Annotated in this window: 8 protein-coding genes and 1 pseudogene; 4 read left to right on the top strand and 5 right to left on the bottom strand. The window is 68.9% G+C overall.

What is annotated here, in order from left to right:
• Nucleotides 1-203: pseudogene (locus G6020_RS12725) on the bottom strand (two-component sensor histidine kinase); the annotation flags it as partial.
• The gene (locus G6020_RS12720) at nucleotides 203-928 is read right to left on the bottom strand and encodes a response regulator (RefSeq protein ID WP_182610873.1); all 726 of its coding nucleotides are present in this window, start codon (nucleotides 926-928) and stop codon (nucleotides 203-205) included. The gene G6020_RS12720 and the pseudogene G6020_RS12725, both read right to left, overlap by 1 nt.
• Before the next feature lie 160 nt (nucleotides 929-1,088).
• On the opposite strand from G6020_RS12720, the gene G6020_RS12715 reads away from it, so the two are divergent.
• Nucleotides 1,089-1,634, top strand: a complete 546-nt coding sequence (locus tag G6020_RS12715) for a hypothetical protein (protein ID WP_182610872.1) — start codon at nucleotides 1,089-1,091, stop codon at nucleotides 1,632-1,634.
• Nucleotides 1,635-2,027: 393 nt separating this feature from the next.
• Here G6020_RS12715 and ccsB read toward each other — a convergent pair whose 3' ends face one another.
• Entirely contained in the window at nucleotides 2,028-3,026 is a 999-nt protein-coding gene (ccsB, locus tag G6020_RS12710; protein ID WP_017835842.1) for a c-type cytochrome biogenesis protein CcsB, read from the bottom strand.
• Nucleotides 3,023-4,714 (bottom strand): cytochrome c biogenesis protein ResB, encoded by a 1,692-nt coding sequence (locus tag G6020_RS12705; RefSeq protein WP_182610871.1) that lies wholly within the window; start codon nucleotides 4,712-4,714, stop codon nucleotides 3,023-3,025. The genes ccsB and G6020_RS12705 overlap by 4 nt, the downstream gene beginning before the upstream one ends.
• A 178-nt stretch (nucleotides 4,715-4,892) precedes the next feature.
• Here G6020_RS12705 and G6020_RS12700 point away from each other — a divergent pair, with 178 nt between their 5' ends.
• Nucleotides 4,893-5,393 carry an SRPBCC family protein gene (locus G6020_RS12700; RefSeq protein WP_179523364.1) on the top strand — a complete coding sequence of 167 codons (501 nt, stop codon included), beginning with the start codon at nucleotides 4,893-4,895 and terminating at the stop codon, nucleotides 5,391-5,393.
• Here the strand turns inward: G6020_RS12700 and G6020_RS12695 are convergent.
• Entirely contained in the window at nucleotides 5,359-6,021 is a 663-nt protein-coding gene (locus G6020_RS12695; protein ID WP_182610870.1) for a TetR/AcrR family transcriptional regulator, read from the bottom strand. The genes G6020_RS12700 and G6020_RS12695 overlap by 35 nt on opposite strands.
• A 92-nt stretch (nucleotides 6,022-6,113) precedes the next feature.
• Here G6020_RS12695 and G6020_RS12690 point away from each other — a divergent pair, with 92 nt between their 5' ends.
• Entirely contained in the window at nucleotides 6,114-7,115 is a 1,002-nt protein-coding gene (locus G6020_RS12690; RefSeq protein WP_182610869.1) for a Rieske 2Fe-2S domain-containing protein, read from the top strand.
• Between the two features lie 8 nt (nucleotides 7,116-7,123).
• Nucleotides 7,124-8,215 carry a dihydrodipicolinate reductase gene (locus G6020_RS12685; protein ID WP_182610868.1) on the top strand — a complete coding sequence of 364 codons (1,092 nt, stop codon included), beginning with the start codon at nucleotides 7,124-7,126 and terminating at the stop codon, nucleotides 8,213-8,215.
• Nucleotides 8,216-8,260 lie beyond the last annotated feature (45 nt).

Here is an 8,260-nt window from a genome sequence, read left to right as displayed (position 1 = left end):
TGGTGCAGCGCGGCGTCGGTCCGCTCGAGCATCGAGGCCTCCAGAGCGCGGGTGACAGCGACCCCCGAGACCACCAGCGCCAGCGCGGTCAGGACCACCGCGAGCAGGACCAGACTCACCCGCAGCGGGACCGCGCGACGCCGCGTGGTGGGTGCGGCGGCCGCGGTTGACGACGAGGCGGGCAAGCCCGGCGAACTGGGCATCAGCGCGGTTCGCGCAACACGTAGCCGACGCCGCGGATGGTGTGGATGAGTCTCGGCTCCTCGGTATCGATCTTCTTGCGCAGGTACGACACGTAGGACTCGACCACGCCGCCGTCTCCGCCGAAGTCGTAGTCCCACACGTGGTCGAGGATGCGCGCCTTGGACAGCACCGTCCCGGAGTTGACCATCAGATATCGCAGGAGAGTGAACTCGGTGGGCGAGAGCGCGACGGCCCGGCCCGCCTTGCGAACCTCGTGACTGTCCTCGTCCAGCTCCAGGTCGGCGAAGGTGAGCCGCGAGCTGCGCTCGGCCCCGGACAGCGTGCCCGCGCGACGCAGGATCGTGCGCAACCGTGCCACCACCTCCTCGAGGCTGAACGGCTTGGTCACGTAGTCGTCGGCCCCCAGGGTGAGCCCAGCGACCCGGTCGGCCACGGCGGCCCGCGCGGTGAGGAACAGCACCGGCGCGTCACAGCCGTCCGCGCGCAGCCGCTTGACCGCGTCGAAACCGTCCATGACCGGCATCATCACATCCAGGATCACCGCGTCGGGCCGGAAGCGGCGGGCCTTGTCGATCGCCTCGGCGCCGGTGCGGGCGGTCTCGACCTCGAACCCCTGGAACCGCAGTGAGACCGACAGCAACTCGACGATGTTCTCCTCGTCGTCGACCACCAGCACCCGGGCCTCGGGCCGGGCGTCGGGGGCGTTGCTCGCTGTGGCGTCCACGTGCACAGTATGCCGAGGGATCGTGGCGATTCCCCGGCAGCTCGCTGGCAGTTGGCTGGGAACCGGTCCCGCCGGGGTGGCCGCGAGCCAGCCGCGCCGGGGTGGACGTCTGACTCCGAAGGCTGGCCGGAGCGCGCCGGGACGGGGCATCATTGGCGGCATGACCAAGCCGTCCAACACCCCTGCCATCGCCTCCGCCACCGGCCGATCGTGGGACGACTGGGTCGAGAGGCTCGAGCAGGCCGGCGCGCGGGAGATGCCGCATTCGGCGATCGCGAAGGCGGCGCTCGAGATGATGCCGGAGTCGGTCGAGCGCGCCGAGTGGTGGGCCCAGGGCACGGCCATCGCCTACGAGCAGCACGCCGGACTGCGGGTTCCGGGCCAGTCCTGCACCGGCGACTTCCAGTTGTCGACCTCGCGGACCATCACCGGGGACATGGACGCGGCGCTGCAGGCGTGGGTGGACCTCGCCGGGGACCGGGAGGAGTTCGGCGGTGTGGAGGTCGAGGCGCCCGCGGCCACCTCGAGCAGCGAGAAGTGGCGCTACTGGCGGGTCCCGCTGGCCGACGGCACGCGCGTGGCCCTGAACTTCAGCGACAAGAAGAACGGCAAGTCCACGGTGGGGCTGACGCACACCAAGCTCGACTCGGCCGAGGCGATCGAGTATTGGAAGCCCGTCTGGAAGGACCTGCTCGCGCAGCTCTGACTGGCTCGTGGTCGGTCAGGGCGCTCGAGCTGAATGCTCGAGATGAGCCCCTCCGCCAGCCCCGGCCCGGACGGCCCACCGAGCAGTTGAATGCCCGGTGGCGACCGGAACTCATCGTCGTCGTCGCACTCTCCCAGCTCAGAGGCGCGACCACCTCCGTGCCCTGCAACCGGGTTGAAGGGCACCCCAGCTCACGCGGGTGATGTCGAGGACAAACCTGGTCCGCCGCCCGGAGCAGCGAGTAGCACGGCCACGAGGACAGCCGGCCCAGTTGGTCGCCAGAATGCGCGAGAGTCCGCGCGGGGAGCTGCGAGATGTCAAGCAATCACAGCGTGATGTCGACCAACCACAGCAGGCCGGGGCGGTGCGGGGCAGGGCGGGGCAGTGTGGGGGTTAGTTCAGCCCGGCGTAGGAGTGCAGGCCCGAGACCACGATGTTGATGAAGAAGAGGTTGAACGCCAACACCACGAAACCCGCGATGTTGATCCACGCCGCCTTCTTGGGGCCCCAGCCGCTGGTCGCGCGGGCGTGGAGGTACCCGGCGTAGAGGACCCAGGAGATGAACGACGCGGTCTCCTTGGGATCCCAGCCCCAGAAGCGGCCCCACGCGCTCTCCGCCCAGACCGCCCCGAGCAGGATGCCCACGCTGTAGATCGGGAAGCCGATCACCGTGGTGCGGTACGCCAACCGGTCCAGGGTTTCGGCGGCGGGCAGCGGCCGGGTCAGTCGCGTGGCCCACCCCTTCTCCTGACCCTGGGGTTGCCACACGCGCAGCAGGTACATGATCGACACGACGCCCGGAATGAGCAGGATGCCCGAGCCCAACGAGATGATCGTCACGTGGATCGGTAGCCAGTACGAGCGCAGTGCGGGCACCACCGGGGCGGCCTCGGAGTACAGATGGGTCCCGCCGAAGAACAGCAGCAGCAACACCGGGGCGAGGACGAACGGCCACGCCACCTGCAACGCGGGCTTGCGCAGGAACACCAGTCCCGTGCCCACCGCGAGAACGGTGGTGGCCAGGATGAACTCGTACATGTTGCCCAAGGGGAAACGGTCGGTCGCCACACCGCGGAGCACCAGCGAGGACGCACTGAACACGAAGGCGATCGTGACGAACAGTTGCGCGATACGCGCCCAGCGCACGTTGCCCGCGGACGCGCGGTCCTCGTCGCCGGTATCGGTGAGAGACGTGGACTCGGTGAGTCCCGGCCCGCCGGCTCCGGCGAGCTGCCTCGGCGAGACCTTCTCCACCCGGAAGCCGGCGTAGTAGATCAGCGAGGCGATCAGCGCCAGGACATAGATGGCGAACGACGTGCGGAACGCCAGGTCGCTGTACGTCGAGAGCGTCTCGTCGATGGGCAGGCCCTGGGCGAGTATCAGAGAGTTCACCGGGTGTCGTCCTTCCGCGGAGCGTCGCCGGCGGTGCCGCGACTAATTGCAGTGTGTCCCGAGTCGGGCTCCTCGGGCAAGACAGGTGTGACGGCCGCCGCTGCGACGAGCCGGTCCCGGAGCTCGTCGAACTCCGATCCCCAGCCCATCCGGTCCGTCCGGGCGAGGCCCCCCAGGTCGACACGGGTCACCTCGTCGTCGTCGACGGTCACGCGCGCCCAGATGCGGCGGCGCCGCACCATCAGGCTGAGGATCAGTCCGGCCATCATCACCGCGGCCGAGACACCCACCCAGATCTGCGTGGGGTCCTCGGAGACCTGGATGTTGATGAACTCGTCGGCGCCGTCGAACCGGACCTCGGTGCCGTCGGGGAGGGTGGTGGATTCGCCGGGGAAGAGGTTGACGCGCGCCTGCCGCTCGAGGGCGCCGGTCTCGATGAGGTCGGATTCCAGCGAGAAGACTGACTGCGGGCGGCCGGTGTCGAGCCCGGCGTCGCCCTGGTAGACGTCGATCGCCACCGCCGGGTCGTCCATCCGCGGGAAGCGCGAGCTCAGAATGGTGCCGTCGAACGACGCCGTGGGCGCGAACAGGCCCTGCACGGCGATCTGCTGCGTGCGCCGCTCCATCAGGTCCGGGTACAGGCCGGCCGGCGGGTCGAAGCGCATGATGCCCGACGACAAGAACGTCTGCAGCTCGGTGGGCTGCCAGTGCTGAGTGTCCGTGCGGGTCTCGCCATTGGGGAACGTGACGGTGAAGGTGGGCGCGAAGCCGTGGCCCTGCAGGTAGACGCGGGTCGACCCGACGCGCAGAGGGTGGTTGACCCGCATCTCGTACGGCTCCCACGTCTGCGGATCGGTGGTCGCGACCTCCTCGGTGAACCGCACGTTGGAGGTGAACATCTCGGCCTGGCCGTTGGGCAGGTAGTCGGCGCGGAAGTCCTCGATCTTGATGCAGAACTGCTCGAGATCCGTGCCGTCGACCAGGAGTCCCGCGCGGAACGTGTCATACGCGCTGGGGGTGGTGTTGCAGAAGGCCGGCGATTCGGCGTTGGCGATGATCACCCGCATGCCCTCGGCGTAGACGAACTTGCCGGCCGCGAAGGTGATCAGCAGGGCGAGCAGGGCGAAGTGGAAGACGATGTTGCCCACCTCGCGCGTGTAGCCGCGCTCGGAGGAGAGCTCGATGGTGCCGGGGACGCGGCCGTCGCCGTCGTTCCGCCGAACCCGCCAGCCCTTGAGCTGGGCCTTGACCTGGTCGGCGGCCTGCTCGGGTGAGGCCGTGGTGCGGTACGCGGCGTGATGGGGCAGGCGCGAGAGGTTGCGGGGAGTGAGCGGCGGGGGCGTGCGCAGCTGCCGGACCAACTCGAAGCAGCGCGGGGTGAGGCAGCCGATCAGCGAGATGAACAGCAGGACGTAGATGGCGGTGAACCACCAGCTGGAGAACACGTCGAACAGCTGTAGGCGGTCGTAGAACTCGCCCAGCCAGCCGTTCTCGGCGATGTAGTCGTTGACGTTGCCCTCATTGAGGCTGCGCTGGGGCAGGAGCGCGCCCGGGATCGCCGCCACGGCGAGCAGGAACAACAGGATCAACGCCGTGCGCATGGCGGTGAGGGTGCGCCATGAGTTGCGCAGGAATGCGGTTGTGGTGCCCAGCGTGGAGCGGGCGGCGGCGGTTCTGGGCTCTGGCATGGGGTCCATCTGCGGTTCGCGGCGCGCCGACCTGTCGCGGCGCCGGTTTGGACCCAGACTAGTCGGGGGCTCCTGAGCGGTTTCTGTGAGGGCACGGCCCGCCTGAACGACCCACGGGACAAGAACGTGTTCTACCCTCGGGACATGGACCTCCAGGGGTCAGACGAGAGGAGGGGCGATGCCGACCATGCACCCCTGTGAACCGGTGGACGTCGAGTACACCGACACCGCCCGGTTCCGCTTCACCAACAGCGTGGCGATCCCCGCCACGCCGCGACAGCTGTTCGAGATCTTCGTCGACGCCGACTCGTGGCCGCGCTGGGCGGGCGTGATCACCAAGGTGGTCTGGACCAGCGAGCCCCCGTACGGCGTGGGCACCACCCGCACCGTCCACATGCTCGGCGGCCTGGTCGGCGAGGAGGAGTTCCTGGCGTGGGAGCCGGAGCGCCGGATGGCATTCCGGTTCAACGCCAGCTCCACCAAGGGGATCCACGCCTTCGCCGAGGCCTACGACATCGTGCCCACCGAGGGCGGCTGCCGACTCACGTGGACCCTGGCGATGCACGGCAACGCGGCGACCAACCTCTCGCTCACTGCGGTCCGGCCGGTGATGAACCTGCTGTTCCGCCGCTTCCTGCGGCGACTCAGCGCCCTGGCGGCCGAGAGGTACCCGAGCTAGTCAACAGCAGGCGCAGTCGCCGCGTCATGTCGTCGACCAGCGCCTCCGGATCCTCGGCCCGCTCCGAGCGCACCCACTCGGACAGCCACACCTGGAGGGCAGAGATCGCCATCCCCGCAGCGATGCGGGGATCAAGGCCGGCGAGCTCCCCCCGATCCGCCGCGGCCTGCATCCCGGCGGCGATCACCTCGAGGCCAGAGCTCCACACCGTGCGCTGGATCCCGTGGGCGCCCTCCACGCTGCTCGCCCATCCCCCACCGGCCCGGAGATTCATCTCGAGATAGGCGGGGTGCGCCGCCAGGAAGAGGAAGACCCGACGCAGTCCGGTGAGCAGGCGCTCGAGTCCCGGCTCCCCGGCGTCGGCCTCGCGCACCGCCTCCAGCAGGGCGTCCATCCGCGTGCGGTGCAGGGCGTCCCAGATCTCCGCCTTGCCGGAGAAGGACTTGTACACGGTGGCCAGCGACAACCCGGCAGTGGCCGCGATCGAGTTCATCGGCGTGGCGGTAAACCCGGCCTTGCCGAACTCGCGTTCCGCGGCGTGGAGGATCTGCTGGCGGTAGCCGCGGAGCTTGTCCTCGCGGGCGCCGGTCCTCGTCGTCGTCGTCGTCGTTTTTCCTGTGGCCTCCACACCTCGATGCTACCTTCGCAGAATCGCCATTCTGTTTTTGCAGACGCGGTTGACCACCCGTTGATCGTTCGACCAGAGATTGGAGTTCAGCGATGCCCAAGCCCCCGCTCCCCATGAAGCCGACCGGCTGGTTCCAGGTGGCGTGGGCGGCCGAGGTCCCCGTCGGCCACGTCCACCGGGTCACCGCGTTCGGGGAGGACCTGGTGGCCTGGCGGAGCAGATCCGGCCGTGTCGCCGTCATGGACGCGTACTGCAAGCACCTCGGCGCCCACCTCGGCCACGGCGGCACCGTGGTCGACGAGACCATCCAGTGCCCCTTCCACGGCTGGCAGTGGAACTCGGACGGGCGCAACACCACCATCCCCTACGCTGACCGCCCGAACCTCGGCCGCAAAATCAGGACCTACCCGGTGGTCGAGCGAAACGAGTCGATCTACATCTGGCACGACCTCGAGGGGCGCGAGCCGTACTTCGACGTGCCCGACGTCTTCACCAGCTGGGACGACGGCACGCGCGCCGAGGACTACCACCCGTGCCACCCGCGGACCACGCTCGTCGAGGAGCGGCTCCACCTCCATCCGCAGTACGTCCTGGAGAACGGGGTCGACTTCGCGCACTTCGGGTTCGTCCACAAAGTGCCGATCATCCCGGTCTTCACCAGGCAGGACTTCGACGAGCCGGTCTCCTACGTCGATTTCACCATCGCGTTCGAGGGCTCGCCGGGTTCGATCGAGGAGGTCGACAGCGGGGTCGAGGCCATCAACGGCGGGCTGGGGGTCGCCGTCACCCGGAGCCACGGGATGGTCGACAACCGCACCGCGACCTGCGTCACCCCCGTCGACGACGAGACCTGTGACGTCCGGTTCTCCGTCTGGATCCGCCGGCGCCCGGACCTGGGCGACGCCGAGTCCGCCGAGCGCGCGGCCAGGCACGGCCGCGGCGTGATCGAGCAGTTCGAGGCCGACCTCGCCATCTGGAGACACCAGAAGTACTCCGACCCCGCCGCGCTCGCCCCCGGCGAATACGAGGGGTTCACCGCCCTGCGGACATGGGCCACCCAGTTCTATCCCGATCATCCACTCCCCGAAAGGTGACACCTCAGATGACCAGCAGCACCAGTGAGCCCGCCCGCGTGTTCCAGGTCGCCACCGGCAACGTCGGCAGCGAGATGATCAAGCGGATCGGCACCCACCCGGACCTCGAACTCGTGGGCGTCCACTGCTACTCGCCCGAGAAAGTCGGCCGAGACGTAGGCGAGCTGGCCGGCATCGCGCCGGTCGGGATTCTCGCGACCGGCACCGTCGAGGAGATCGTCGCGGCCCGGCCGGACGTGGTGACGTTCCACGGCGTCTTCCCCGACGAGGACCTCTACCTGCAGGTCCTCGAGGCCGGCATCAACATCGTCACCACCGCCGACTGGATCACCGGGCACCACCGCGATCTCAACCATCCGCACCCGTCCGGCCGGTCGTGGCGGGAGATCCTGGACGAGGCCGCGAAGTCCGGTGGGGCCACCTTCTACGGAACCGGCATGAACCCGGGGCTCAACCAGATCCTCGGCCTGGTCGCCTCGGCCGACGTGGCCGACATCGAGAACGTCACCACGATCGAGTCCGTCGACGTGTCCTGTCACCACTCCGCCGACACCTGGACGGAGGTCGGCTACGGCAGGCCCGTCGACGATCCCGCGCTGCCGGGGATGCTGCGCAAGTACACCGAGGTGTTCGCGGACTCGGTGTACATGATGGCCGACGCGTTCGACCTCGAGCTGGACGAGGTGGTGTTCGACTGCGAACTGGGCGCCTGCACCGAGGACGTCGACCTGGGCTGGTACCGGCTACCCGAGGGGTCCCTCGGCGGGAGTTACATCAAGTACCTGGGGATGGTCGACGGGGTCTCGCGGATCGAGACCCACCTCGAGTGGCAGATGACCCCGCTCACCGAGCCCAAGTGGGACATCAAGGGGTGCTACATCACGATGATCAAGGGCGATCCGCAGATCTACAACAAGCACATGATCTTCCCCGCCCCCGGCGTCGACCTCTCCGATCCCGAGGACTTCGCGTCCATCGGCATGACCGTGACCGGGCTGCCCGCGCTCAACTCGATCAGGTCGGTCATCGCCGCGCCCGCCGGGGTGGTCACCAGCGCAGATCTGCCGCTGCGGACGTTCGCCGGCAGGTTCGCGAGGTAGCGGGCCACCGGGCTCGGCGGCCGTGGCTCCCTCGGCGGCGGCGGC

The sequence above is a fragment of the Dietzia sp. B19 genome (assembly GCF_014145155.1).
GTDB lineage: Bacteria > Actinomycetota > Actinomycetes > Mycobacteriales > Mycobacteriaceae > Dietzia > Dietzia natronolimnaea.
Note: the sequence above shows the minus strand (reverse complement) of the source record. Positions and strands in the feature narration are given on the sequence as shown.

Excerpts from the sequence above, each read along its gene's own strand:
- G6020_RS12690 (WP_182610869.1), top strand. The coding sequence starts at position 6,114 with ATGCCCAAGCCCCCGCTCCCCATGAAGCCGACCGGCTGGTTCCAGGTG.
- G6020_RS12685 (WP_182610868.1), top strand. The coding sequence starts at position 7,124 with ATGACCAGCAGCACCAGTGAGCCCGCCCGCGTGTTCCAGGTCGCCACC.
- G6020_RS12705 (WP_182610871.1), bottom strand. The coding sequence starts at position 4,714 with ATGCCAGAGCCCAGAACCGCCGCCGCCCGCTCCACGCTGGGCACCACA.
- G6020_RS12700 (WP_179523364.1), top strand. The coding sequence starts at position 4,893 with ATGCCGACCATGCACCCCTGTGAACCGGTGGACGTCGAGTACACCGAC.
- G6020_RS12715 (WP_182610872.1), top strand. The coding sequence starts at position 1,089 with ATGACCAAGCCGTCCAACACCCCTGCCATCGCCTCCGCCACCGGCCGA.